Origin of the sequence: Sphingobacterium athyrii (assembly GCF_003071065.1) — a bacterium.
GTDB lineage: Bacteria > Bacteroidota > Bacteroidia > Sphingobacteriales > Sphingobacteriaceae > Sphingobacterium > Sphingobacterium athyrii.
Genome location: NZ_QCXX01000001.1, coordinates 895,458 through 920,352, shown reverse-complemented (window position 1 = coordinate 920,352; position 24,895 = coordinate 895,458). Strand labels below are relative to the sequence as shown.

The 24,895-nt window shown below is 40.6% G+C and carries 17 protein-coding genes; 13 read left to right on the top strand and 4 right to left on the bottom strand.

The features are described from left to right. Positions 1-112 precede the first annotated feature (112 nt). The 8 genes from DCO56_RS04180 to DCO56_RS04145 all read left to right on the top strand — a co-directional run bounded on the left by DCO56_RS04180 (position 113) and on the right by DCO56_RS04145 (position 10,779). Positions 113-2,524: a hypothetical protein gene (locus DCO56_RS04180; RefSeq protein WP_108632455.1), complete on the top strand. Its 2,412-nt coding sequence runs from the start codon at positions 113-115 to the stop codon at positions 2,522-2,524. Between the two features lie 45 nt (positions 2,525-2,569). After that, positions 2,570-4,183 (top strand): glycoside hydrolase family 43 protein, encoded by a 1,614-nt coding sequence (locus DCO56_RS04175; protein WP_108632454.1) that lies wholly within the window; start codon positions 2,570-2,572, stop codon positions 4,181-4,183. A gap of 182 nt (positions 4,184-4,365) precedes the next feature. Next, positions 4,366-5,709: a MutS-related protein gene (locus DCO56_RS04170; RefSeq protein ID WP_108632453.1), complete on the top strand. Its 1,344-nt coding sequence runs from the start codon at positions 4,366-4,368 to the stop codon at positions 5,707-5,709. Between the two features lie 348 nt (positions 5,710-6,057). Next, a complete protein-coding gene (locus tag DCO56_RS04165) occupies positions 6,058-6,594 on the top strand; it encodes an RNA polymerase sigma-70 factor (protein WP_108632452.1) in 537 nt (178 codons plus the stop codon). Between the two features lie 32 nt (positions 6,595-6,626). Then, positions 6,627-7,523, top strand: coding sequence for an aldo/keto reductase (locus DCO56_RS04160; protein WP_108632451.1), 897 nt, complete (start codon positions 6,627-6,629; stop codon positions 7,521-7,523). Next, positions 7,520-8,692 (top strand): enolase C-terminal domain-like protein, encoded by a 1,173-nt coding sequence (locus DCO56_RS04155; RefSeq protein WP_108632450.1) that lies wholly within the window; start codon positions 7,520-7,522, stop codon positions 8,690-8,692. The genes DCO56_RS04160 and DCO56_RS04155 overlap by 4 nt, the downstream gene beginning before the upstream one ends. Before the next feature lie 20 nt (positions 8,693-8,712). Then, the gene (locus DCO56_RS04150; RefSeq protein WP_108632449.1) at positions 8,713-10,272 is read left to right on the top strand and encodes an SLC5 family protein; all 1,560 of its coding nucleotides are present in this window, start codon (positions 8,713-8,715) and stop codon (positions 10,270-10,272) included. Between the two features lie 75 nt (positions 10,273-10,347). Beyond that, the gene (locus DCO56_RS04145; protein ID WP_108632448.1) at positions 10,348-10,779 is read left to right on the top strand and encodes an L-rhamnose mutarotase; all 432 of its coding nucleotides are present in this window, start codon (positions 10,348-10,350) and stop codon (positions 10,777-10,779) included. On the opposite strand, the gene DCO56_RS04140 is transcribed toward DCO56_RS04145, so the two are convergent. After that, positions 10,766-11,647, bottom strand: coding sequence for an AraC family transcriptional regulator (locus DCO56_RS04140; RefSeq protein ID WP_108632447.1), 882 nt, complete (start codon positions 11,645-11,647; stop codon positions 10,766-10,768). The genes DCO56_RS04145 and DCO56_RS04140 overlap by 14 nt on opposite strands. A 457-nt stretch (positions 11,648-12,104) precedes the next feature. On the opposite strand from DCO56_RS04140, the gene DCO56_RS04135 reads away from it, so the two are divergent. The 4 genes from DCO56_RS04135 to DCO56_RS04120 all read left to right on the top strand — a co-directional run bounded on the left by DCO56_RS04135 (position 12,105) and on the right by DCO56_RS04120 (position 19,097). Further along, positions 12,105-14,354, top strand: a complete 2,250-nt coding sequence (locus DCO56_RS04135; protein ID WP_219929303.1) for a hypothetical protein — start codon at positions 12,105-12,107, stop codon at positions 14,352-14,354. Between the two features lie 317 nt (positions 14,355-14,671). After that, entirely contained in the window at positions 14,672-16,684 is a 2,013-nt protein-coding gene (locus DCO56_RS04130) for a hypothetical protein (RefSeq protein ID WP_219929302.1), read from the top strand. Positions 16,685-16,741: 57 nt separating this feature from the next. Further along, positions 16,742-18,688 (top strand): right-handed parallel beta-helix repeat-containing protein, encoded by a 1,947-nt coding sequence (locus DCO56_RS04125; RefSeq protein ID WP_181390443.1) that lies wholly within the window; start codon positions 16,742-16,744, stop codon positions 18,686-18,688. Between the two features lie 220 nt (positions 18,689-18,908). Beyond that, on the top strand, positions 18,909-19,097 hold the full coding sequence (locus DCO56_RS04120) for a hypothetical protein (RefSeq protein ID WP_108632445.1): 189 nt from the start codon (positions 18,909-18,911) through the stop codon (positions 19,095-19,097). Between the two features lie 89 nt (positions 19,098-19,186). Here the strand turns inward: DCO56_RS04120 and DCO56_RS04115 are convergent, their stop codons facing one another. After that, positions 19,187-21,616 carry a TonB-dependent receptor gene (locus tag DCO56_RS04115; RefSeq protein ID WP_241254957.1) on the bottom strand — a complete coding sequence of 810 codons (2,430 nt, stop codon included), beginning with the start codon at positions 21,614-21,616 and terminating at the stop codon, positions 19,187-19,189. A gap of 591 nt (positions 21,617-22,207) precedes the next feature. Between DCO56_RS04115 and DCO56_RS04110 the strand changes: the two genes are divergently transcribed. Continuing rightward, a complete protein-coding gene (locus DCO56_RS04110; protein ID WP_108632444.1) occupies positions 22,208-23,206 on the top strand; it encodes a hypothetical protein in 999 nt (332 codons plus the stop codon). A gap of 53 nt (positions 23,207-23,259) precedes the next feature. Here the strand turns inward: DCO56_RS04110 and DCO56_RS29840 are convergent, their stop codons facing one another. Both DCO56_RS29840 and DCO56_RS04105 read right to left on the bottom strand, forming a co-directional pair. Next, positions 23,260-23,382, bottom strand: a complete 123-nt coding sequence (locus DCO56_RS29840; RefSeq protein ID WP_277603203.1) for a hypothetical protein — start codon at positions 23,380-23,382, stop codon at positions 23,260-23,262. A 219-nt stretch (positions 23,383-23,601) separates the two neighbouring features. Next, complete coding sequence (locus DCO56_RS04105) at positions 23,602-24,858, bottom strand: DoxX family protein (protein WP_146190973.1); 1,257 nt, start codon at positions 24,856-24,858, stop codon at positions 23,602-23,604. Positions 24,859-24,895: the final 37 nt, after the last annotated feature.

Sequence of the window (24,895 nt, the reverse complement as noted above, 5' to 3'; positions counted from 1 at the left end):
ATAGCATGTTGCGATAGACAATCGGGGGCTAGAAAAAGCGAAGGAGCGAGCTCATAACCTCAGTTAAATAAACACGAATAAATAGTTGTTTACATACAAATAAATAGATTATATGAAAAATATTACGTTTCTGGTTGTCCTATTGATCTCTGCTGTGGGATTTCCTGTATTGGCACAGGAGGTAAAAACGAATTTAACACAAATACGCTTTGACCAACAAGGTTACTATAAGTCGATCAAAATAGATGGTAAGGAACTTCTCGAGGCTGGCAAATATCCGATCGTGTCGGTGTATAAAGATCAAAAAATCATACAACCAAAGGGGCTTAAGGTTAACGGGGATCGTTTTTCTTTGATGATGGAAGACGGTCAGGCCGTCGAACTGAAAGTTGGTCAGCATAAGGAAGCAATCACTTATGAGGTCTTAAAATTATCACCAGATTATAAGTTGCTGGTGTTTGGCCCTTTAAAAATTAAACTTCACGAGGTTGTAGGCGAAGTAGTGGGCGTCGCACAAGGTGAAGACCTGGCTTTTGGTATGCAATCTTTACATGTTAAAACCGTTGCTGGCATTCCCGAAGATTATATTGGGAATTATAGTACAACTTTCGGTTACAAGGGAGCAAATAGTGATCTATCTGTTGCTAGTATTTCTTATGGACATTTTGCTGCTGTCGATGCTGGAAATGGAACTATATTTCAGTTGTCTTCCAAAAATCGGAGTGGGAGGGAACTTCAACAGGTGAAAGGGTTGAACAATATGATGACCTTGCCTGTTGAAGGTTCGGATGGATTAATCATTGGGGCTAAAGTGGCACTCTTTGGTGATAAACGCAACCAGATATTAACGCGGATCGGAAGAGTGGAGGTAGAGCAGGGCTTACCCCATCCGATGATCGCAGGGGAATGGGGCAAGGTTTCACGGGAGGCAATGCGTTCTTATTTGATTACAAATTTTTCGGCGGCGAACCTGGACTTTGCGCTGGAAAAAACGAAACTCGCGGGATTTAAAAATCTATACCATCCTGATCCCTTTCTTAATTGGGGACATTTCGAGTGGCGTAAAGAATTGAGTACAGAAGCTGATGTTGGCATGAAAAAATTGGTCGATAGGGCTGCACAGCGGGGAATCGATATTGGAATTCATACGTTGTCTAACTTTACGACAACGAATGATCCTTATGTTACACCAGTCCCCAGCAAGCATCTACTCAAACAGGGCGAATTGAAACTCATTGCGGCATTGGACGATAATCAGCAACAGATTATTGTTCAGAATAGTCAGCTTTTTTCTCTACCACTTTCACTTAATACGATACAGATTGGGGACGAATTGATTACCTATGGTAAGGCTGAGCAGAAAGGCGAACAATGGGTATTGACCAATTGTGTGCGGGGAGCTTTTGGTACCCAAAAAGCAAGCCATGGGATAGAGGAAAGTGTCTATAAATTATGGGATTATCCCTATAAGACTTTATTTCCGGATTTAACGCTTCAGGATGAATATGCCAAAAGACTGACCGCAATTTTCAATAAAACCGGTGTGAAACAGATTTCATTTGATGGTCTGGAGGGCTGCATGTATACCGGACAGGATTATTATGCATCGGGCAAATTTGTGTCGGATTTCTATCGGGGACTGGACAATAAAACGGATCTCATCAATGACGCCAGTCGCCTCGACCATTATTTATGGCATGTCCATACCCGGATGAATTGGGGTGAGCCCTGGGGAGAAGAAATGCGTATGGGTCAGGTCGAAAACCGGATCAAGAACCAAGCTTATTTTTATCGGAACTTGTTCCCACGAATGTTGGGTTGGTTTTTGGTGCGGCTAGCGGATAGAAAGTTTGAAGCCACCTCTTTGGAAGATCTGGAATGGGCACTGTCTGAATCTGCAGGGTTTGATGCAGGCTATGCAATGAGTATCGATATGAAGACTCTACAGCAGCATGGACAGATCGATCAGCTATTGGAAAGCATGAAGAATTGGGATCAACTGCGACTTGCCGATGTTTTTACAGCTGAACAAAAATTGCGATTGAAGGATCCAAATACCGAATGGCATTTGGAAAAGATCAATGATACCCAATTTATGCTGTATCCATTATTTGTGTCCAAAAGATTTCATTGTGACCTCTCTTCGATGCAACCTGGACAACCGGGTGGCGCAGATTGGTCATGGGAGTCGCCAGAGGAAAGTACATTCGCTTTGCGAATTAAAGTGGAGGGCGATGGTGTGATCGAAAACCCTTCTATTAAAACTGAGAAAGGGATTGTCAAAATCCTGGGTAAACTAGAAAAGGATCAATACATCTTATTAGATCACAAGGGAAAAGCAACTTTGACGGATAAGAATTATCGTTTAATAGCTGCTTTATCTGTAGAGGGAACAGCCTCCTTGCCGAAAGGTGGTTCCGCAGTAGCATTTTCTTGTGACAACACAGGAGATGAAAAACCAGAGGTTATCATTAGATACAATACACGTATGAAAGGTGAACCATTGAATTTAGTTAAAAAGTAGGGGCTTTAGGGTGGACTTGAGAAAGATTTGAAACAATAATATACAATGATAGATACTAAAAATAGATGCTCTTTGAGAGGATATTTGCGCTTAACATTTGTTTTAGTTTTATTAATTACCTTTTATTCTAAAACACTGGCACAGCAGGTTTGGAGCCCAGACAATGGCAATGGAACCTTTACGAATCCCTTGCTTTGGGGCGATTGGCCTGATCCCGATGTTATCCGTGTTGGTGATGACTTTTATATGATCTCGACGAGCATGCACTATGTACCCGGGGCGCCGATTGTGAAGTCGAAAGACTTGGTCAATTGGGAAATGGTGGGCTATGTCTTGGATCGCTATGAAGAAGATCCCCGTTATAATATGGAAGGGGGCACGTTGTACTTGAATGGTTCATGGGCAGCAACCTTGAAGCACCACAATGGGAAATTCTACGCTGGATTCTGTACACCATATGGTTGGGGACGGGAAAAAGGAAATTTTTCAATCTGTGAAGCAGATAAACCTGAAGGTCCCTGGAAGCGGACAATCTTTCCCGAATATCTCTATGATCCGGGACTGTTCTTCGACGATAATGGTAAGGTTTATGTCGTGCATGGCCAGGGTACATTATATCTAACAGAATTAAATGCAGATGTTAAATCTGTGAAGAGCGATAAAGTTAAGATCTGGCAGGGGAGTTTCAAGAATGCCAATGAACTTGGGGGACATTTTGGAATGGAGGGTGCTCACATGTACAAAATCAACGGCAAATATTATATAACTTGTCCAGCGGGAGGAACACAGGGCTGGCAGATCTGTTTGCGCTCTGATAATATTTATGGCCCTTATGAGCATAAATTGATTCTCAATGATAATAGTTCCTATCCTGATAACGGTCTGCACCAAGGGGGAATGGTGCAATTGAAAAATGGGGACTGGTGGTTTATTATCATGCAAGATCGCGGTGCCATAGGTCGGGTTCCTCATCTATTGCCTGTCAAATGGGAAGATGGATGGCCGATGCTCGGAACAGGAAACAAGGACGTAATTACTTACAAGAAACCTAACGTTGGAAAGTCCTATCCGATAAAAACTCCTGCAACAACGGATGAATTCAATGGAAGTAAACTGGGCTTACAATGGCAATGGAACCATAACCCTGACAATAGTAAATGGTCACTTCGAGAACGCAAAGGCTATATGCGTTTACATGCTTCACGAGCAGATTCTTTAAAAACGGCGCGCAATACTTTGACTCAACGTGTGCAGGGACCGAGTTCGGAGGGTACCATTGAAATTGATCTGAAAGGACTGAAAAATGGAAATATTGCTGGTTTTGGGATTTTTGAATTTCCTTATGCTTTCGTTGCGGTAGAACAGACCGATGGCAAACGTAGAATCATCATGAGCAATGACGATAAGATTATTGAGAGCAAAGAAGATTTTCGAGGGGACAAACTTTGGGTGAGGGCGCGTGTGACCGATCGGGGGTTCATTGCGAGGTTTTATTACAGTACAGATGGAGAAAACTTTTATGTTATTGGCAACGATCTAAATATGCAGCTGGGCCTGCCTTGGACAGCAAACCGTTTTGCATTGTTCAATTACAGCAAAACTGCTGCCGGAGTGGACGGCTATGCTGACTTTAACTGGTTTAGATTCACTAATAAGTAAAAGAAGATTATACATGTGACCGATTCAAAAAGCTTAGTATCCAGTAAGGGTGCTGAGCTTTTTTTATTTACCCGAGGATGTTTAGTATAACTATTCTGATACAGTATTGCCAATGGCCGTGATTTTAGGTAAGTTTAGGAATATGGTAAAAAAAGCTACTATAGAAAACTTCCTTAAGAAATATGTTTATTATTGACAAGCAAACTCTGGCAGACTTAAATGTTACGAACAGTCAATGTAGAGATTTGTTTGATCTGTTCGATTGTACGATTACATTGGGAGGGCGCGATATGCTGTATTCCTATTTTCTCGAGCCTCTTTCAGCTAAATCTGAAATATTGGATAGGCAATGGATTATCCGTTTTATGCAAGATGTAGATATCACGGATATTTTGGACAAGTATATGATGCAGGACCTGGAACAATATTTATCTTTACCACTGGAACCGTATTCGCCAACCAAAACCTCCTATTATTTAGAGCTTGTCACCGCAAATTTTCTTTCGGCGGATTTTAAGAAACGTGATTTATTAATTAGACGCTCTATTCATGAAATAGCTAAAATAATAGACTATCTCAACGTATTTCTTGGCGCTGTTAACTCCCAATATCCTACCAGAAGTGTTATTGTCGATTATTGTAATAAAATTGATCGCGTATTGGAAGATATTGATCTGGGAGAGTTTGAAAAATTGCTTGAAAATAAACTTTCACTGGAACTAATGATTAAATACGATTATCTTTTTAGGAATATCAAACGGAATGCGATACGTGAAGTCTTTACTGTTTTGTATCAGCTGGACGCTTTGTATGGCGTGGCACAATGTACCAAAGGAAAGCATCTTGTATTTCCCGGAATAGAGGATCATGACCCAGGTTCGGATATGATTCGGATCAGGGGTGGATATAATCTCTTTTTGGAAAATCCGGTCAAGAATGATATTGAAATAGAAAGCAGTGGTAACTTATGGTACCTTACTGGCGCGAATATGACGGGCAAATCGACATTATTAAAAACAATAGGTACCTGCGTGTATCTGGCACATCTAGGGTTTCCGGTTCCCGCAGACGCGATGGAAACTGTGCTCTTTGATGGCATATCGGCGACAATAAATCTAGGGGATAATATCAGTGCCGGTGCCAGCCATTTTTTTAATGAGGTACTTCGCGTAAAACACTTAGCTGAATTACTGGCAGAGGGCAAAAAAATGTTTGTGCTGATGGATGAGCTATTTAAGGGGACAAATCATAATGATGCCAGTGAGGCGACGTTAGAACTCATCAGCTGCCTCCGCGGATTTGACAATAGTATATTCTTGCTGTCGTCTCATATCACCGAAATTTCTTCTTTTCTGAAGGGAAAAAGCGCAGTAATGAAACATTTGGGAGTGAAACTGGACAAACATAAAGGGCTTATCTTTACCTATGAACTTTCAGACGGTGTGGCTGAAGATAAGCTGGGCATGTGGCTTTTGCAGAGAGAGTGTGTATTTGAAATTTTACGGAAAGCCAAATCACGCCAGTGATCGCAATAGTTTAGGTTTCATTTTTCTCAAGAAGCATACCAGGGCTGCGCTGATTCTGTACGTTTTATACCAAGAGTTATTCTTTAGAAAAAAAATCAAACTTATAATAATAAAGGTTATTTTATTTACTCTTTTGGTTCCGCTGATTTCTATTTACATGCGAAAAAGATAAATGATCATGAAAGTAAGATGCTGCAAAGAAAACACCGATAATAGTCAAATTTGACGTGGTTGAAGTGTGGACATATTTGAAACTTTACAGATATGAATGGAACAATTTGTTGAGCAAGGAGAAATAAAGCTCCATTGCAATGAAAGCAAAAGTTTTCGACATTTCTAAACTTTGTAATGAAACAGATAGCAGACAATTTTGATCAATTATTTAAAGCGTATCACTACCGGTCGTTTTTATTTGCAAAATCTTTTGTTCATATCGATGCAGTTGCCGAAGATATCACTGCTGACGCACTTATGATAACATGGATACGAATGCAAGAGGAAAATTTACTTTCGCCAAAAAGCTTTTTGTTAAAAGTGATCAAAAATAAAGCGCTGGATTATTTGAAGCATCAGCGAATTCATAGGCAATTGATAGAACCTATGGATAACTGGGACGAGCGGGAACAGCAACTGTGGATTGACAACTTAAACGAGGTAAATGAGGGACAAATTTTCCTGAAAGAAATTAAGGAAATAACACAGAAAACCCTGGATACGATGCCTATGAAGACGAGAGAGATTTTTGAATTGAGCCGTTTAAGTTGTGCTAGTGGTAAAGAAATCGCTCAACAATTGGGGATTTCACTAAAAGGGGTGGAGTATCATATAACCAAAGCGCTTAAAGTATTGACTGTTAGTTTAAAAGAATATATGGTGGCTTCTTAGTACTTTAGATGCTGAAATTTTGATTGAATAGCATGTATGACCGCGGAATAGATAAGATCGTATTAGGGACAGCTGCATTGGGCGGTGCCTGGGGAATTGTGAATATAGAAGAGTCTATAAAAGTAATACTTAACGCTTTGTCACTTGGTATTACTGCATTGGATACTGCTCCTGCTTATGGGGATGCAGAAAATCTTGTTGGTCGAGTACTGAAACAATGGAACGGTGTGAAGCCTGAAATTAGTACAAAAGTGGGGCGGTTAAAAGGTCATAGTGCTATAGAGGCAGAATATGATTATTCGGCAGCAGGGATGGAAAGAAGTTTGGAAAACAGTTTAAAGTGCCTTGGTATCCCTCAGGTCGATGTTCTTTTTTTACATGAACCTGCCGTCGTCCCGGAAGAAATGGCTGCGGGAGTGGTAAGGCAATTGTTACACTTTAAAGAGCAAGGCTTAGCAAAGCGCATAGGACTGGGTGGTAACTTACCAAGATGGTTTACCCCTTTTTTAGAAGACGGGCAATTTGATGTGCTCATGGAATTTAACCGATTGAATGCTTGTAACCTGGAAGCGCTTGACAGCACAATTCCGATATGCGAACAGTACAAAAAAGAGTATTATGCTGCAAGTCCGTTAAATATGGGCTTATTGGGGTGCAATTTTCAGCAATTTTCCCAGTCGGTTCCGGATTGGCTGGATTCCGGAACGGTGAAACAGGCCGGTCGGGTAAATTCAATCGCCGAACGGCTAGGTATAGAGTTGGATATATTGGCCTTGCGATTTCTAAACTCCATACCGGCATCCTTTAAAATAGTGATAGGAGCAGCAAATCAACATCAGCTGAATAATTCCCTAAATGCAATTAACCGAGGCAGGCTGCCTGCCGCTATTTATAACGAAGTACTTCAAACGTTTAATGAGAATAGATGAACAGAATAGATCAGGAGACTTTTAATATCCAAAAAATTAGTATTCGAGTTTTAGAACCTGTAGCGACAATAACTCCTTTTCAGGATGCAACAATGGGTCCTTTTCCAAGCTTTGGGCTTTCAATCATTCGTATTGAGGATATAGAGGGCAACGTTGGTGAAGCGCCTGTTTATAACAGTTATACAAATATTTTAGAAACCTGCCTGTTTCCGATATTATTTCATTGTGAGGGAATGTCTTATCTGGATTTTTTTCCAAAGCTATATTGGTCTATTCGAAATGAAGGATTTAAAGGTGCTGCCTCGGCTTTATTAGGGCAGGTTGATATGGCCTTACATGATCTGGCAGCCAGACGTCGTGGTATACCACTGTATCGTTATATCGGCGGAGAACGCAACCGCGTAAAGATCTATGGCAGTGGTGGAGGAACCAATTACACGCTACAAGAGCTGGAAAATGAGGTCGCCCTATTTTTGGACGCTGGAGTAGATTGTTATAAGATGAAAATCGGGAAGGATTTTGGAACAAATATGACTGCCGATATCGAGCGGGTAAAACATGTGCGAAAATTGGCTGGCGACCGGATGCAAGTCGCTGTGGATGCCAATCAGATCTGGTCTTCAGCAGACGTATTTAGATTTATCGATGCCATCGGCGAAGAAGAACTATGTTGGCTCGAAGAACCCGTACATTCCGCTGCATACGATCAGATTGAGGAACTCTGTAAACGTACTGCCGTTATGGTGGCGTATGGTGAATCAGAGCGAACATCCAAGATCTTCCCGATGCTGGCCAATTGTGGGGTCAAACATTTACAGCCCGTACCGACCCAGTTTGGTGGAATAAAAGAGTGGATGGAGGTTAGGGATTTATGTGCTGACCGTAATTTGCAGCTTTCTTCCGGTGGGTATTCCTTATATTCGAGCTTTTTAATGACTACAGCAAGTGAAACTAGTACGATCGAGTACTTGTATTCCCTGATGTATGGCTTGGAAAAATATTTTTTAATTCGCCCAATATTGGAAAATGGATATTTTCATTTACCAGAATCGGAAGGATTGCCTGTGAGAATCAATTGGGACTATTGTTTCAAGGAAAATAAAATTGTAAGAGAACAGGTTTGGTTAAAACAGGATGTACCGGGATACAATCCACTTGTTAGCATGTAGTACGATAAAAGTAGAATATAATGAGCTTAACATTTAATAGTATTGATTATTTAGTTTTAGTATTATATGCGGTAGCTCTGTTTTATATCGGTTTTCGTTTCAGCAAAAAAGAAAAAAACCAGCAGGATATATTTTTAGGCGGCCGATCGCTGAAGTGGTGGCAGATAGGTTTCTCTATTTTTGGAGCGAATGCTGGCCCCACGATGTTGATCGGATTTGCGAGTATCGGATTTTCCCATGGTATTGTAGGCAGTAATTTCGAATTGTTGGCCTGGATTTTCCTGATGTTGCTGGCCATGGTTTTCTTACCCTATTATTTAAAGACCAAAATAAGCACAATCCCGCAGTTTCTCCTGCTCCGTTTTGGCAAAAGATCCTATAATTTTTTGATCGTATATAGCTTGATTTCCATATTGGTGGTATGGCTAGGTAGTGCTTTGTACGCTGGCGGCTTGCTTATTTCGGGGGTTTTTGGCTGTCGGTTGTTTCCGGCAATAGTCGTCATTGCTGTTGTGGCAACTAGTTTTACGGCGATTGGTGGGTTGAAGGCGGTTGTTCGCACAGGCATTTTTCAGTCCGTCATCATTATCGTCTCTTCTATTATCTTGACCTTCCTCGGCTTTCAAAAGATAGGTTCTATGGATACATTGATGAGTCAGACGCCGGAATCGTATTGGAAATTGTTTTTACCTGCAACTAACCCTGAATATTCTTGGATAGGCATTGTGCTGGGGTATCCCGTCGTGGCGATCTATTATTGGTGTGCTGATCAGACTATTGTGCAAAAGGTGCTAGCTGCTAAAGATTTAAAAGAAGGGCAATACGGAGCATTGTTTATCGGAGCACTTAAGATTATTATGCCGATCATATTTATTTTACCGGGGATCATGTGCTTTGTATTGTTTAGAGACACCGCGGCTGATAACGCATATATTACAATGATTAAACAATTAATGCCACATGGTCTATTGGGGTTGAGTATTGCAGCATTGATCGCTTCGTTGGTGGATACGGTATCTTCAAGCTTAAATTCATTCTGTACGGTATTTACGCTGGATGTGGTTCAACAGTTTAAAATGTTGAACACTGGCCAGCAAAGACGTATGGGCAGGTGGGTAACAGTGCTGGTTGGATTAGCCGGTATAGGAATCGCGATGTTATTTTCTTATTCTGGAAAAAGCTTTTTTGATCTGACTCAAGGTTTGGTGTCTATTCTGGCTCCACCCCTGGCGGTCGTCTTTCTCTGGGGAGTTATCTGGCGAGGTATCAATGGTATTGCTGCCGAAGTTGTACTTTATGGAGGCGGTTTGGCTTGCCTGCTTTTGGGTATCTGCCATGTGTTAAATTATCCCTATCAGGGCTATTGGCCACATTTTTTAATGCTTTCTTTTTATATTTTTGTGGTTTTGAGCGTAGTCATCGTCACTGTCTCCCTTTTGACTAGATCGACGGGAAATTCGGAAGTACCGACTTTGTTTGACCGAAAAGAAGGTGAGATGAAACAGCAGCCTAGAGCTGTCTGGTTGACTTGGCTGGGGCTGGCGATCGTGATGATCATGATTTATATTTATTTTAATTGATACTAGCAGTGGATTGGTCGCTCATACAATTTAATTATATCTTCCAATTTTGCTGATGGAATAAACACATTTGAAATGAGAATTCTTATTTATCTATTGCTGCTGTTTAGTTCAGCGCTATTTATCAATTGTAAAGGGGGAAATGCCGGTTCCCAACAGCCAAACGATGAAGAACATGTGTTCGTTGTAAGTATTGTTGACAATGCAGCGGAATTAAAGGAATACTTGTCCTATCATGAGCGGGTGTGGCCCGAAGTTGAAGCTGGATTTAGAAAAGCAGGTTATCAACGAATCGCCCTTTATCGTTTCGATAAGTTAATTGTAATGACAGTGAGGGTACCTGCGGGCTCAGATTTGGGAAAGATGGGGGAAATCGCCGAATCCTACAGCCCAAAATGTGCTGAGTGGAATGCACTGATGAATACATACCAGCAAGGCGTTCATGGGACAGCCAAAGGACAGAAATGGGCGGAAACAACGCTTTTTTATGAATTTAAAAGTAAATAGCTTCCGATGTTCGATATTGCTTTAAAAATTCACGTGGCGAACTGCCCTTGACATCTTTAAAATGCTTATTGAAATTTGAAATATTGTTGTACCCGCTTTTGTAGCAGGTCTCAGTAATATTATACTTGCCTTCCATCAATAATTTGGCGGCATGACCGATGCGTATTTCTTTAATAAAATCCACTAAAGTCCGATTGGTTTGCATCTTAAAGAAGCGACAAAACGCGGATGCGGACATGGGGAGTATGGATGCCACATCATTTAAAGTGATGTCTTCCCTAAAATGCTTGAATATGTAGTCAAAGACTTTGTTAATCCGGTTGGCATCACTTGAATTTTCAATAATGTTGAAAGACGGTGAAGACAAAGTTTTATAAGATCGCGATAAGGCTAATTTGTCCAAAAGCTGTAACATTAATACAGCGCGCGACAAGCCCGTCGCGTTCAACATATCTTGGAGAATTTCTTTGGATTGTCTGACAATAGGACCAGAAAATAATACCCCTTTAGCAGCATTGATAAACAATTGGTTGAGGAGAATAGTCTCCGGCTTAGTGAGGAAGTCCTTTCCTAGAAAATCAGGGTAGAAATGGATAATTGTGGCGCTAGCAGGTTTGTTTGCATCAATCGTATTGTAGTATTGCCAACAATGTGGCAAATAACTACCCAATAGCAACAGTTCATCCCCTTCGAAGTCTTCGATATGATCACCAATAAATCGCTTTCCCATACAATTTTCCAAGAGTGTAATCTCAAAATTTACGTGCGACTTTAACGAAGTGTATTTTTTGATCTCCAGTTCTTCACTGCGGACAGTAAAGGATTGATCCGGCGGAAAGGTGAAATTTTCATAAATATGCTGCATCATAATAAAGGCCTTAAATTGGTTTAAAAATCATTGTATTATAGCAACCGGTTGCATCGTCTCATTAAAGGTAGAGAAAATTTTTGTTAATTTATAGCATTTATAAAGCGTATATTTCAAATTTAATGTGCAAAATAACATAATAAAAGAGCAATTTATTGGTGGTTCAGCTTTTGCATTATTACGAAATTTACACCTAGCGATAACAGCGTATATAATATAAATAACCAAGTTCAAGACGGCGCATTCATTCCGTGAATAAGGAAGTGGAGATCAAAAATACGAGGAAATTAAACTAGCATACAACAATGCTCTCTATGGGAATTAGCGCTTTTTTAAAATTCTCGGAAATGATTAATATAAACCTATTGTCCCTGATAAATAATATGTAAGGTTGGAAAATAGATAAGAGAAATTGCAATTTGAAAAGTATGCCTCAGCATAATAAGCGAATCTATAAATGAAGAATAAACGCGATATAATATTAAAGATAATTGGGAGCCTTTTGCTTTGCGTAAACACTTTCAACAGTTTTTCTCAAGACTGGTTACCTAAGCACCAGAACAATAAGGTGACTTTCCGCTTGTTGGACTGTGGTTACAACGGTGCAAAGTTGGAACAAAGCTCTGTTATTGGTGCAGGGTCAGACAAATGGAAGGTGAAACAGGAGGTTTTAAGAAAGAAAGGAAGCAATGCTGTGACCTATCGCTTTACTTTTAAGGCAAAAAAAGCGATGAAAGATGCGGGCGTAGCAGTGGCTTTCGATGTGTATGATTGGTCGAGTGACAATTTTGTTATGATACCTGCTGTCGTCTATAATGGCAATAGACAGCGAATTGTTAATCGCGAATATGCGACTGGTCTTGATAAAACAGATTATTTTAGAAAAGATCTGGCATTGACATCAAATCCAATTCCCCAGCTTTCCCCCGAATTTGGTGCTAAATCCCAATTGGAAGTCAATATTAGCAATACAAGTACACCGTTAATGGCATATCTCGATAGAAAGAAAAAAAAGGGAGTTTTCCTTTTTACTGATCAGGGGATAACCTGGAAGAATGAGTTGAAAGACCATGCATTAATTATTGAAGAAAGTCCGAATCGTAGCATCGCTACTTTTGTGGTAAGTGCCCCGGGAGTACGATCACGTAAACCTGAATTTATTGGCTTCAGTGATAGTCCGGATCGTGGAATAGCTGTTGCTGAGGGAGACGAGTTGGAAATTCGGGTCACAAGGATGGAATTTCAGGCAGAAAATGTCACTAATCTATATGGACGTTTTATGCAAGAGCGAAAATTGCATTTTCGCGAAGCTGCTCCTCGCAATTTAATGCCTATGAGCGAGGTGTTATCCCGGATGGCAGAAAATATTGATGAACGTTATTATGCAAAGGACGGAGTGGGGTTTTATTGTCCTGAGAATGCGGATTGGATGTCCTATGGTTGGGTTGGCGGATTGATCAATACCTATCCCATGCTTGCATTGGGGGATATGATGCATTTTAGCCGGGTGAGCAATACATTCAATTTTGCGCTATCACAAGGTCGTGGAGCTAGTGGTTATTATTATGATGTGCTTGGTGCCGATGGGGAAGTGATTTATCGGGATGGCGCAAAATTAAATCCCGGCATTGGGCTGACGCGTAAAAATGCTGATGTATTATTCTGGATGGTGAAGCAATTTATGTTATTGAAAAAGCAGGGGAAGTCTTCTTTGATTGCTGAAAAATGGGAAAATTCAATCCGACAATTAGCCGATGCCTTTGTGAAAACTTGGCAGGAGGAGGGAACTTGGGGTAATTATCTGGCCATTGAATCGGGTAAGATTGCGGCATATAACACCACTGGCGGTGCCATGGCAGTCGGTGGACTGGCATTAGCCGCATCCTATTTCCAAAATGACCATTACATGGCTGTGGCAAAGGAAGCGGCAAAAAAATATTATGGCGAATTTGCGTTGGTCGGCTTTACTTCGGGCGCCTGTGGCGATATTCTTCAAAATGCGGATTCGGAAACGGCTATTGCGTTGACAACTTCCTTGATGACACTTTTTGAACAGACGGGAGATCATATATATTTGGAACAGACAAAAAATCTAGCAAATTATACGGCTTCGTGGACGGTCTCTTTTCCGTATCAGCTACCAGAAAATACAGCTTTGGCAAAACTGGGAGCTAATCTTACAGGCGCCGTATGGGCCAGTACGCAGAATAAGCATGGTGCTCCGGGCTTCTGTACACAGTCGGGGGATGTCTTATTTAAACTTTTTCGGGAGACAGGTGTAAAGCTGTATGCCGACCTGATCCGTGATGTTATCCACGCGCATGCGGAAGGTATACAACCAAATGGAAAGATTACCGAACGTTTGACCTATTGTGATGCAGATAGCCGCGGATCACGTGGGGATGGCGGCAAAACAGGTTGGAATGAAACCAATGGTGCACTGATGGCGCTGGAAATTCCGGGGCTTTATGTCCGTAAGGACAAAGGAACGGCTTATGTCTTTGATCACATCGTTGTGAAAGAAATAAAGAGAACAAATCAAGGCTTGTCTTTGTCATTGTACAACCCAACAACCTATGACGCGAATGTCTCGCTGCTAATAGAGGATGCAGCGCAAGCTGCTAAACCTTTGGGCGAAAATGCATTTTTGGACTGGAATAAAAAGATTAAAATCAAGGCAGGAACCACCGTATCGGTCGTGCTATAAATAACGCCATGAGGAGATAAGATGTTAAAAATAAAGCAAATGAATTTTTTAAAAACTAGCTTACGATGCGTTGGGCTAACGGTGGGATTGACAATTTTGTCAACTATGGGCTATAGCCAAACAACATTAAAGACCAATTATTTTAAAATTGTGATTGACCAAAAAGGTTATATCACCAGCATGCAGAATATTACAAAGAAACCGAGTCGAGAGTTTAGTCCGGTGGACAAACCTTCACCCTTAATGGTACTTTATAACGCAAAAAACGGTTATACAATTATCCGGAGCAGGCCAGTTATTCTGCGAATGATAAGATCATGACTCTACGTTATTCAAATGGTTCTACAGCCCGGGTCAGCATATTGCCACAAGCGAAGTATTTCAAAATGAAATTGCTTTCATTGACCAATTCACAAGAAATTGAGGCGATTCAGTGGGGTTCCTACCATACAAATATCACTAATTTATTGGGCGAGATTATCGGTGTGAGTAGGGATACCAGTGAATCCGTTAATTATGCAATCGGGATGCTGGCGTTAAATGATAATACTTTGGGCGGAACAGCGGATATTCAGGGGGATGCAGCACCATTCCAATATATTATCCATTCACCGGATCCTTCACGGTTTCCTTTGCCAAATGATTTGCATGAAGGACAGGTGTTTACCCTTGGGGGCAACGGTATCAGTGATGTGGCTTTTTATGCTCATAAAGAACCTTATTATCGGATTATGTATGGAAATGCGGCCGAAGTGGACAAAAATGGACGGATTTCAATCTCCTACCAGTCCAGGGATCGCAGGAGTCCACGTGAAGTTTATTATTCGTTGATTCCGAATATGCCATCCAACAGACCAAATCACTTGCAGGTACAGCCTATTCCCGGCGTAGATTTTATTGGATCTTCGATTGCTTTTTGGGGCAGTCCCGACAGTACGGCCCTAATGGATGTTGTGCAGGATATTGTACGCAAAGAGGGGTTGCCCTATCCAATGGTAAATGGCAAGTGGGTGAAAGATCCTGCCGCCTATGTACCGGATGTACTGACCGAAGGTGGTCGTTACGATAATATGATCAGTTATGCGGACCGTTTGGGATTTAAAGCAATCAGCTTATACGACCAAGGATTTCTACGTCCGGACCGTGGGAATGATGGATATATTGATGGTAAAAATTTTGAGCATAAACCGTTGAAATTTTCAGACGGGAGCGCACTATCGCATAAAGAATTTGCACAACTGGCAGCCAAACACAATATTGTGATCGGTCGTACACCGATCACAAACGCCTTGGCTCCCGGAACAAAAGATGCAAGTCCCGTTCCGAGTGACAGTATTTGGTACCAGCAAAAGCGTCTGCTGGCCAAAGCAATTAATGCGACGGATACCCTGATCTATGTGGATGACCCAACTCATCTGGAAGAAATCGGTAGCTGGGAAGGACATGTTAAAAGCTTAAACATTATTAAAATTGGGAAAGAACTTATTCATTATTTGGGGGTGAGTGAGAGCAAACCATATAGATTATTGAATGTGACACGTGGTTATTGGGGTTCCAAAGCGACGTTCCATCAGCAACTTGATACCCTGTATAAGTTGCAGGTAACAATTGACTATGGTTATGACGGGTTAATTCCAAATATACAGTTGCAGGATAAAATAGCTGAATACTATGCGGATGTCTGTGCGATCAATGGCCTGGGGTATTACGATTTTGACGGTCAGGAATTTTTATTTAACAACGGTCATGGCTATTATTCAGCGAAACGTTTTTTCCGTAAGATGTTCGAGCGGGCAAAACAGCGGGGCTTAGCGGATATCCGTTTTACCGGGGCGACTTTGTCGGAAGGATCATGGCACTACCAAAGCATATGGAATGTAGGCGGAGGGAAGAATTTGTATGATGCCCAGACACGGGAATGGGGAAGTGCGACAAGCCAGGGGAAGGATTTGCGCGATGTTTGTTATGCTAATTTTTTTCCTGTGGGAATGGGTGGAAACTTCCCAATTACTGAAAAATCGACTGTTGAAGAATACGAGCATATTCAGGCGATGTCTGTGGGTACGGGATCAACGTATAGCTTGAAGTTGAATCAACAGCAAGTGGAAAGTTGTCCACAGAAGGATGCAATTTTTAATGCCTTACGTACCTGGGAGAACGCACGCGCAGCAAATGCTTTTCCGAGTTGGGTGAAAAAGAATTTGGTGGATCCGAGCCAAAGTTTTAGACTGGAGGAATTGGATAGGGATCATTGGAATCTCTATCGTTTGAATAAAGATGGATCAGGTAAAAAGCTCTTTTCAAAGCTGACACGGGCAAAAGGATATTAAGAGAAAGCCTATGCTCGGTTTATTCTAAACATAAGGTAATGAAATAATTGGATGCTTATGAATGTAAAATTGTTGATTGTATGTAGCTTCTTATTAGGTTTTGGTTCTTTGCATGCGCAAAAAAAATCCAAATTTAATGAATACCATGTTGCCCTTGTAGGTAAAGATGGGGCGGTTGGTACGAAAGAAAACCCTCTCCGAACGATAATGGCGGCAGCTAAGCTGGCTATGCCGGGCGACACCATCACCGTACATGCGGGGGTATATCGTGAAATTATTGTTCCGCCGCGTGGAGGGCTGTCAGAGGCAAAACGAATTACTTATCGCGCGGCAAAGGGCGAAAAAGTGGTCATCAGGGGATCGGAAGAAATAAAAGGCTGGAAGTTATTGGAAAACGACGTCTGGCAGGTAGAATTGCCGAATTCTTTCTTTGCGGCATTCAATCCTTATCAAGAAGAGATCCGTGGGGACTGGTTTTGGCCTACGCCAAAAGAACGGAAGTACCATCGTGGTGCAGTCTATCTCAACGGGCATTGGTTAATGGAAGCTGAATCCAAGCAAAAGCTCATGGACGATCACTCATCGAAAGGGGGCTGGTGGGCCTCGGTAGACCAAGAAAAAACCTCTATATGGGCTCGGTTTCCACATACTGACCCCAATCAAAATCAGATAGAAATCAATGTGCGCCCCCGGGTATTTTATCCGGATCAACCATTTGTTAATTTCATTACTGTGGATGGATTTGTACTGGAGCAGGCCGCCACCAACTGGGCCCCGCCAACAGCGGAGCAAGAGGGGCTTTTAGGGACACACTGGAGCAAGGGTTGGCGTATTGTAAATAATACCATACAGTATTCGAAATGTGTGGGAATTGCATTGGGCAAATATGGCGATAACCACGATAATAAAGATACAGAGTCTGCCGAAGGCTATGTCGGCACAATCAAAAGAGCGCTCACTTTTGGATGGAACAAGGATAGTATCGGTAGTCACTATGTAGGTAACAATAAGATTGCCTATTGTGAGCAGGCTGGTATTGTCGGGAGCATGGGCTGTTCATTTAGTACAGTTGAACATAACACGATCCATGATATTCATATTGAACGGCTGTTTACAGGGGCGGAAATGGCTGGGATAAAATTCCACGGAGCCGTAGATGTGAGCATCAGAAATAATCGCATTTTCCGGACAAATATGGGACTTTGGTTGGATTGGATGGCTCAAGGAGCACAGATCACGAACAACCTCTTTGATCACAATGATCTTGATGTATTTTTGGAGGTGACGCACGGACCTGCGATATTGGCCAATAACATCATGCTTTCTACAAAAAATCTGTTAATGAATGCGCAGGGAGCCGCATTTGTGCATAATCTTTTTGCTGGAAAAATCGAAGTGGTTGCCTACGATAGCCGATTGACCCCCTATCTTAAACCGCACTCAACAGAGCTTGTTGCGTTAAAAGACAACCCCGGTGGCGACGTACAGTTCATCAATAATATTTTTGCGAAAGGGGCGGATATCAGCGATTATAACAAGGCTTACCTTCCCGTATTGTTAGATGGAAATATTTATTTAAAGGGCAGTATCGGGGTTTCGACCAATAAGATCAATCAACGGATGGGCGAAATTCATGCCAATGCCGAGCAGCAAATGAAATCCTATGTACTGCACGGCGCAGTGGAAAAGAATTTATTTATTGACACCAGTGGAGTAGCTGACGTTAAGATAATGGAAATGAATGGAGAAGTTTATCTGGAATTTCCGTTTTCAAAAAAATGGTTTAAACAAAAGAGAAACTTGGTAACCTCTACATCATTGTTACCAACAATAATTTCCCGATTACCATTTGAAAATCATAATGGATCAGCACTTCGGATTGATCGTGATTATTTAGGAGAGCCAAGAAAACAATCCAATCCGTTACCGGGACCGTTTGAAAATATTAAAGAAGAAGGTGGAACACAATTGATATGGTCTGAATCAAAAAAGCTAACACGCTAGCCAGTAATTTTCCAGTCTTGGTATTCTCGCACAACGTTGGGGAAGAGAAGGAGTACATCATATTTACGCAAGAGGTTAGAATTTTTATGCCGTTATTATCGTTAAAAATGACGAATCATAAATCATCTAAGACGAATCGTAAGCGGGCGGAAATGGGGGGAAAGTAACTCTTTATATTTGCATCAAAAATTGTTGTAGCTGTATCCCATGTGTCAATATTATGGAAATTATTAAAGCATTTATCACTTATTTGGTTACTTACGCCATTACTTATTATGGTATTATGTATTTACTTTCCGATCACTTTTTGGTCAGTACGCTAAATATTGGAATTTCTGCGTTGACTGCGACATCCATTACTGCTTTATTGTCAACCAATCTTTTAAAAAGAAATAAAAATGAAGCATAAAGTTCTATTGTTTGAATTCAGAAAATAGAAAAAAAGGACGCTTTTTTGTGCAAAAGCGTCCTCTTCTAGATCTAAAAAAATAGTCTCATCTATCTTTTTTCAAATTTATACGACAACGTTGCCATAAAACCGCGCGGTGGAATTGGATTCACACTATAATTTTCGTGGATGTAATAATTAAATGCATTGGTAATATTAGACAGTTTTCCAAGAATACTCCAGTTTTTATAGCCGTATCCAGCAGAAAAGTCAATAGTTGTAAATGGACTGACAGAAATCAGACGATTTACACCATCCCGGATATTTGCTTTCGTATTGTTCCATCCGGCATTACGTCTTCCGGTATAGAACGAAGAGAATCCTAGTTTGAGTCCCTTCAAGCTGCCATTTTGCAAGGTATAAAATATGGTTCCATTTGCGGTGTGAGGTGTAGACCCGACCTGTCTTTCTTCCTCGGCGTTCCCCATCTCACTAGTCTTTGTATATCTTCTAAAATTATAACTATAACCGGCAATAATATTTAACCCTTCTGTAAGCTGTCCACGTAAATCCAGCTCAACACCGTCCGATGCTGTTTCTCCGGTGAATTCTTTCATCAGCGCATCCTTGATCGTGCCATCTTCTGAAATAATCGCTTGGGCGAATCTATTATTTTTAATTCGATATACGGAAGCATTCGCTGTCAAACGGCCATTCATAAACTCATTTTTTACACCGAATTCATATTGATCGATGATGGAAGGTCCTAATGAACGATATTCACGATCGTATCCAGAGTTAGCCTCGAAGTTGCTTGCATAAGTCACAAATATGCTTGAACTAGAAATCGGTTGGTAAATAAGACCAAATTTAGGAGACCATGCTTTATCAATTTTTGGACCTGCAGGTTTATTTTCAGTCAACGTATGGTTTCCCTGGTTATCTATGATCCTAGACTCCGGAGTTTTTTGATAGGTGTATCTTACTCCTGCTAAAACCTTGAATTTTTCCGATAGTTCAATTAAATCTTGCACAAATACACCTGAACGGTAAATATCTGTTCTCGTGGAATTCTTGAAGAATGCATCTGGGATATCCGTACGTTCTCCTCCCGGTTGATAGATGTTTATGAGGTCATAGACTTTTGTCTTTCCATCTACACCGATTACATTTCCTTTATCGGAAATTGTAAAAGCAAAGTTCTTAACATCGGATTGATCAGCATCAGCACCGACCAATATGGTATGTTTAATTCCGGCAGTATAAAATTTACCGGTCAAATTTACCTGCTGATTCATGGTGATTTCTTTAGATCTCGTTTTATTCAAAGCAATGTTTAAGTCGCCGTTTGCTTGAATCTGCACTCGTTCTGCACCGAAGTAATCTCTATTGTAGGATTGGGCACCCAATGCGATATTTAGCTTCCAATTGTCATTAAATTTGTGATTTAACGCGGTTTGGAAATTAGCCTGCTCGGTATTATTAAAAGCCCAAACTGTATTAAGAAATCTCTTTCTTCCAATAGATTGATCGATTTTACCATCAATGGTGCCGATACCAAAATCAGGCGTATTGTTTGCCTTCATGTAATCTCCGTTTATTTCAATCTCGGTCTTTTCCGAAGCTTTTATGAGTAATGAAGGGTTTACGTAGGTCCGTTTATTTTCGACGACATCACGAAAACTTTTTGCGTTTTCATAAGTTCCTATCAGTCGAAATGCTACGGTATTGGATAATGGTCCATAGACATCAACAGTCGGCTTGTAGAAATCATAGCTCCCAGTTCGGAAACTAACCTCTCCGCCATAGTTGAATTTAGGTTTTTTAGTGACCATATTGATAACTGCTCCGCCGCTTACACCGCCATATAATAGCGCTGCACTACCTTTTAAGATTTCTATGGATTCCAAGGTTGAGGCTTCTATAGATGCACTATTATTTGTTCTGATTCCATTCTTAAAAATATTGTTCGCGCCTAAACTATAACCCCTAGCGTAGAAATTTTCATTGACGCCACCTCGGTTGGCACCTAAGGCAACACCATTTGCATTTTTGAGTGCATCACTTAACCGATTCACCTGTTGGTCGGCAATAACCTGTTCATTGATGATCTGTACACTTTGTGGTAAGTCTTTATCAATAATGCCAGCTTTTCCAACATGGACTGTTTGGTTGTTATGGGAGTTGTATCCAAGTACCTCAACCTGCTCCAACTGGGACTCAGAAATATTCATCGCGATATTAACTGTTGAAGCCTTACCGTCTTTAACCGTCACTTTCTGTTCTGTAATCGCATTTCCTATACTTTTGATCCGAAGGGTATATGTTCCATCCGGAAGATTGGAAAATTGAAAACTGCCATCAGAAGAAGTCGAAGTTGATTTACCTAGTCCCATAATGGTTACTGTTGCTGACTCAATTGGTACGCCGTTTTTCGTTTTTACACGTCCATGTAGCCCTTTACTTTGAGCCGAAACATCCAGATGCATGGCCCCCACCAATCCTAAACTTAAGATAAGCCCCAGAAAAGATCCTTTCATTGTTAATATTGAATTAGTCTAAATTATTTGTCGGCGCAAACATACAATTATTTCCGATTATTTAGACTGATTTAAAATAAAAAAATCATTTTTATCTGGCTTGCTGCTGGAGCGATGCAAATGGCCGATAAGCCAGTTTTTGGTCAACTTCCCTTAATGGTTGTCAAATATCAGCGATCATCTGCAGACATAGGGTATTTACGAATCGTAAATCACGAAGACGGATTGTAAATAGATGGTATACAGGCGAAATAGACTTGATATATTTGAAATAGGAGATCAACACGTTACTGGCAACGGTATAGCTGTTTTTCATTAGGTTAGAAGAAAGCCGTTCGGAATTCCCCGTTTCAGCGGCTTTCGCTTTTTAAGAATTTTCGACTTTGATGATTACTTCTATCTTCTGATGGTGGCACAAGATGCTGTCCCCGTGCTTGTGGAGATGTTTTTTTTATTCATTTGTTATTCTGATTTTTATATAGGTTAGAACAGTATTTTTCTATATCTTTGATAGAGAACCAAAAGCCTTTAGCCTTGCCGCTGTTAGTACGGAAATATTTTGACTTTTGGAGAACGGGTAATTTTTGAATCATGAAATATTTTTTTGTACTGTTGCTCGGTTTGTTTTTATTGTCAAGTTGTGACAAGGAGGAAGTTGATCATGATTCCATGGAGATCGATGGTAGTACATTTGCAAACAAAAATCAATTTATTAGTCGTTCTGTTGGTTTTTCGGTAAACCAGCTCTATGTGGACCAAACCGTAGACAAAAATTTTTATTTGGGAACGGTGTGGGGACTGAAAGATACCATGCCTACCGTTGGATTAACTCCCTTGCGCAGTCATTATAAGCCGTTTAAAATCACATTAGTGCCCACCACTCCTGTTATTCCAAGTGTGAAGATCGTACCTACGTTCGAAGGTATTCGTTCTTATGCCCGAAAAAATAAAAGTTCAGAACCCGCTATGTCGGGGTTTTCTGTGACAGATTTCTTTGATTATGAGTCGATTCGCTATCATCTCAATAATAGTCCTGACGTAGACAGTGTCTTAAAGCTTGTGGAACACCATGATTCAACCACAATTAAAAGAGCATATAGCTGTTTGATGCGTAGTGAAAATATCTCGTTTTCATTAATGGCGCAACTCAATGAATTTTCGTCTGCCTTTCGAAGTAAGGATGTCGTTCAGCTAATGCAGGATGGGTTTAATCCCTATTATATGAATGTTGTGAATTACGGTACTCATGTGATTATGATGGGGGAGAGTGATTTTCCGCGAATTGATTTTAAAAACGCACTCGATAAATTGCTGAGCGGTCAACCATTGACTGAAAAAGAGGAAACGATCCTAAACGCTTCGGATCTGTTGATTTATTTACGCGGGGGCAAAAAAGAAAGCTTTATCAAACGTGGAAACGGTCTAGAAGGAATAGTAAAATTGGTAAAGGAATTTAAAAAAGAGTTTGAAAAGCAAAGTAATTCATTTGATTTTCCCATAAGCTATTCACTTCGGAGTCTTGATGATTTTTCACTTTTGAAGTTTTGGTATTCCTATGATTTTCTTGTTCGCGAGGAAAAGAGTAATTGAATGCACTAGGGATGGTTTGTCGCTTTTTTCTTGCAATCTTAAACTGAATTTGTTTAAATTGCCTTACGAATTGTGACATAACCAGCTCTTCTGGTCAGATAAAGGTGTTGGTTCCAGGCGTCGACCCAATCTTGGGCAAGAGCTATTGGCTGATAAAAATCACTTGCTGTATCCATGCTGTATTAAAAAAAATGTATACGAATTGTATTTGACTAGTTTATTAAATTGTTAAAGCAATATACATAATTTAACTGTTTTTATTACCGGGGCGGATGGGGCATTCGCGTTGAGCCTCCCTATTGCCCGGACTGCCAATTTGAACAAACGTTTGCGTTTTGATCAAAGTTGACAATATTGATAATTTTCGTACAAAAGCCTTCCGATTGAAGAGCTGTCTATCGGCTGTTTGGATATTCCTGTATCCAATGAAAAGAATGTTTTTTTAATTCCAATTGTTTGGGATCCTGTTTGATAAGCTTAATTTTTTCCATACTGTTTTCAACAGTCTTCGTTAATAAGATATTTCCATTTTGATCGATTGCATAATCGTATTGATAACTGTTCAATGTGAGTTTATGTTTTTGGGAATCAATTGAGATCGGTAAGGTCTGTGGATTGTAGTCTATATCACGGACAAAAGCATGATCGTTGTCATGCTGAAAAATAATCTGTCGCCATTCTTTTGGGATGGTTTTGATATTCTCATCATTTTTTTCAAAATGGTAGATTCCGTAGAGCGGTGATTTTTTATAGTAGGCATTCATCTGCTCCAGGGTTTTAAAAATTCCAATTACCTGTTGTACGCCAAAGACGGTAAGTAATAGTATTTTGACGATGACAAGTCCTTTTCTCTTCCAGGCTTTATTGAATCTTGGTTGTTGAATCGTGGTCAACTGTGCTGGTCGTCCTTTTATAAAGATGGAAAACAGTGTCTGAACGAAAGGAAGCAACAAAAACAGTGAAAGTAAAAATAGTGCGGTCGAAACCATCTTGACAGGGACATCGTAAAAATAATTGATGGACATGATGTTGATGCTGGTAACAATGGTGACCAAAGCTCCCAATACAACCATTTTTCTGAATAGAAGCAGTCCCGACAATATTTCTGCTATGCCAATGAGGATATTGTAGCCTTTAGAAAAACCGATAAATGTCCAGGCCAATCCCATTGGAGTGTATTCGCCCAAGGGCTGCATGAGCTGTACCAGCGAGGGCGGTCGCATCTGCAAATGCATTACTTTGAATACTCCATAGTTTATCAACATGAGTGCAATATAGTAACGTATTGCTGTGGTCAGCCAATAATATAAAGTTTCATAGTTTGGTCGCTTTGCATCAAACAGAGACCAGATAATTGTACCTGCCGAAGCAATTATGAGGAGGAGAAGTAATGATATCCAGCCATAGGAAGTGTCTCCACTGCCATTGATAAAAATCGTATAATCGTAATGATACCGTAAAATGGTTTTCGCAAACCAGGGAGTAAGCCAATGCATAAGGTCGGTTAGCGGTTTGCTGATGTACCCGAAAATCGGAAAGGCGCCATTATTGAATACAAATAGGAATGAAAAAATGAAAATAAATGAAAATCGGAAGATGAATTTCTTTGATGGGGACCATATTTTGATACTGCTGTCTGGCATAGAAGTCATTATGAAAGTTTATAGTGATTAATTTAATATTTATCCA

What these genes read in the sequence shown, in the direction of transcription:
- DCO56_RS04180 (WP_108632455.1), top strand. Translation starts at nt 113, where the DNA reads ATGAAAAATATTACGTTTCTGGTTGTCCTATTGATCTCTGCTGTGGGA.
- DCO56_RS04175 (WP_108632454.1), top strand. Translation starts at nt 2,570, where the DNA reads ATGATAGATACTAAAAATAGATGCTCTTTGAGAGGATATTTGCGCTTA.
- DCO56_RS04170 (WP_108632453.1), top strand. Translation starts at nt 4,366, where the DNA reads ATGTTTATTATTGACAAGCAAACTCTGGCAGACTTAAATGTTACGAAC.
- DCO56_RS04165 (WP_108632452.1), top strand. Translation starts at nt 6,058, where the DNA reads ATGAAACAGATAGCAGACAATTTTGATCAATTATTTAAAGCGTATCAC.
- DCO56_RS04160 (WP_108632451.1), top strand. Translation starts at nt 6,627, where the DNA reads ATGTATGACCGCGGAATAGATAAGATCGTATTAGGGACAGCTGCATTG.
- DCO56_RS04155 (WP_108632450.1), top strand. Translation starts at nt 7,520, where the DNA reads ATGAACAGAATAGATCAGGAGACTTTTAATATCCAAAAAATTAGTATT.
- DCO56_RS04150 (WP_108632449.1), top strand. Translation starts at nt 8,713, where the DNA reads ATGAGCTTAACATTTAATAGTATTGATTATTTAGTTTTAGTATTATAT.
- DCO56_RS04145 (WP_108632448.1), top strand. Translation starts at nt 10,348, where the DNA reads ATGAGAATTCTTATTTATCTATTGCTGCTGTTTAGTTCAGCGCTATTT.
- DCO56_RS04140 (WP_108632447.1), bottom strand. Translation starts at nt 11,647, where the DNA reads ATGATGCAGCATATTTATGAAAATTTCACCTTTCCGCCGGATCAATCC.
- DCO56_RS04135 (WP_219929303.1), top strand. Translation starts at nt 12,105, where the DNA reads ATGAAGAATAAACGCGATATAATATTAAAGATAATTGGGAGCCTTTTG.
- DCO56_RS04130 (WP_219929302.1), top strand. Translation starts at nt 14,672, where the DNA reads ATGACTCTACGTTATTCAAATGGTTCTACAGCCCGGGTCAGCATATTG.
- DCO56_RS04125 (WP_181390443.1), top strand. Translation starts at nt 16,742, where the DNA reads ATGAATGTAAAATTGTTGATTGTATGTAGCTTCTTATTAGGTTTTGGT.
- DCO56_RS04120 (WP_108632445.1), top strand. Translation starts at nt 18,909, where the DNA reads ATGGAAATTATTAAAGCATTTATCACTTATTTGGTTACTTACGCCATT.
- DCO56_RS04115 (WP_241254957.1), bottom strand. Translation starts at nt 21,616, where the DNA reads ATGAAAGGATCTTTTCTGGGGCTTATCTTAAGTTTAGGATTGGTGGGG.
- DCO56_RS04110 (WP_108632444.1), top strand. Translation starts at nt 22,208, where the DNA reads ATGAAATATTTTTTTGTACTGTTGCTCGGTTTGTTTTTATTGTCAAGT.
- DCO56_RS29840 (WP_277603203.1), bottom strand. Translation starts at nt 23,382, where the DNA reads ATGGATACAGCAAGTGATTTTTATCAGCCAATAGCTCTTGCCCAAGAT.
- DCO56_RS04105 (WP_146190973.1), bottom strand. Translation starts at nt 24,858, where the DNA reads ATGACTTCTATGCCAGACAGCAGTATCAAAATATGGTCCCCATCAAAG.